This is a genomic window from Hydrogenophaga sp. (assembly GCF_036675665.1).
GTDB lineage: Bacteria > Pseudomonadota > Gammaproteobacteria > Burkholderiales > Burkholderiaceae_C > Hydrogenophaga.
This window is the reverse complement of sequence record NZ_JAKFEO010000060.1, coordinates 1-1557: the sequence shown is the minus strand read 5'-3', so window position 1 is coordinate 1557 and position 1557 is coordinate 1. Positions and strand designations below refer to the sequence as shown.

General features: G+C 64.7%; 3 protein-coding genes. All 3 read right to left on the bottom strand.

The features are described 5' to 3' along the window. On the bottom strand, nt 1-566 hold a 566-nt coding region (locus tag V6M63_RS18355; protein WP_332744169.1), incomplete at its 3' end, for a GntR family transcriptional regulator. Between the two features lie 42 nt (nt 567-608). Next, entirely contained in the window at nt 609-1283 is a 675-nt protein-coding gene (locus V6M63_RS18350) for a cysteine hydrolase family protein (RefSeq protein ID WP_332744167.1), read from the bottom strand. Between the two features lie 85 nt (nt 1284-1368). Next, nucleotides 1369-1557 (bottom strand): hypothetical protein (locus tag V6M63_RS18345; protein ID WP_332744165.1); only part of this gene is annotated, 189 nt, incomplete at its 5' end.

Here is a 1557-nt window from a genome sequence, read left to right as displayed (position 1 = left end):
GCCTTGAGAATCTTGGCGTGCTCGTCGTAGGTGGCATCAATGCGCGGCTGTTTGATGAAATCGAGCCGGCGGATGATGCGGATGCGGTCGGTCACGTCGCGGTGCACGCGGGCCATTTCGGCATTGCCGGCCGCCGCCACCAGCGCGCAGTGAAAGGCTTCATCCCACTCGGCCACCTGCACCCTGTCGGTGCTGCGCTCGGACGGCGGCACCAGCCAGATCGCGGCCAGTGCATCGAGCAAAGCGAGGTCCACCTGCTGGCTGCCGGTACACAGGCGTTGGACCGCCGTGGTTTCCAGCACCATGCGCAGGTCGTAGAGCTGTTCGAACTGATCAAAATCAAACGGCAGCACGCGCCAGCCGCTGCGAAACAGCACTTCGACAAAGCCTTCCTGCTGCAACCGGAACAGCGCCTGGCGCACCGGCGTGCGCGACACGCCCAGGCGCTCGCTCACATCGCTTTCGGTGAAGCGGTCGCCCGGGACCAGCCTGAATTCGGCAATGTCGCTTTTCAGTTGCGCATAGGCCTCGTCGGCGCGCGAGCGATGGACGACAACGGCGGGCAAAATCCTGGAAGGGTGGGCTACGGTCTGCACAAGAGAACTCTATCAGTGTTGCCGTGCAGCCAGGGCTGCCAGCAACTGGCCGCTGGTGGCGGTCCAGCCGACGATGGCGTCCTGGGCCCGCATCATGTCCAGCGCTGCCGCCTTGAACTGCGCAAAGTAGCTCTCGGTGCAGTCTTCCAGCAGCAGGCAGTCATAGCCGCGGTCGTTGGCTTCGCGCATGGAGGTCTGCACGCAAACCTCGGTGGTCACGCCCATGAACACCAGGTGCGTGACATGCGACTCCTGCAGCATGTCGTGCAGCGGCGTTGCATAAAACGCGCCCTTGCCGGGCTTGTCCAGCACGATCTCGTCAGCCCACGGCGCGAGTTCGGCAACGATCTGGTTGCCTGGCTCGCCGGCCACCAGGATGCGGCCCATCGGGCCGTGGTCACCGATGCGCATCCGGGGGTTGCCGCGACTGCGCTTGGCGGGCGGGCAGTCCGACAGATCTGTGCGATGGGCTTCGCGCGTGTGGACCACCAGCCCCCCGACATCGCGCCAGGCCTTGAGCACGGCCTGGCAGGCCGGCACGATGGCGGCCAGCAGCGCCACGTCATTGCCCAGACTTTCGCCGAAGCCGCCGGGCTCGATGAAGTCGCGCTGCATGTCGATGATCACCAGGGCCGTGTGGGCAGGATCGAAGGCGTAGGGAAATGGATTGGCGTTGATTTCGATCATGCGATTGCCCTCAAATTCACATTCACATTCACACTCACACTCGCCCTCTCCCAACGGAAGAGGGGATAAAACCGGGAGCATGCGGTCATGCGCCAGCCTCCTCCCTCTCCCTGTGGGAGAGGGTTGGGGTGAGGGCTTCGGCCTCTGGAGCATGGTGGCCACCCCCCATGTGCGCCCCCAGCACATGACGCTCTGCGCTGGCGGCCGGCGTTTCGAAAACGATGCGCCCTTCGCTCATGACGACGATGCGGTCGGCCAGCTCCAGCAGCTCGTC

Bases quoted from the DNA above. Each gene is read 5' to 3' on its own strand.
- V6M63_RS18350 (WP_332744167.1), bottom strand. From the start codon at position 1,283: ATGATCGAAATCAACGCCAATCCATTTCCCTACGCCTTCGATCCTGCC.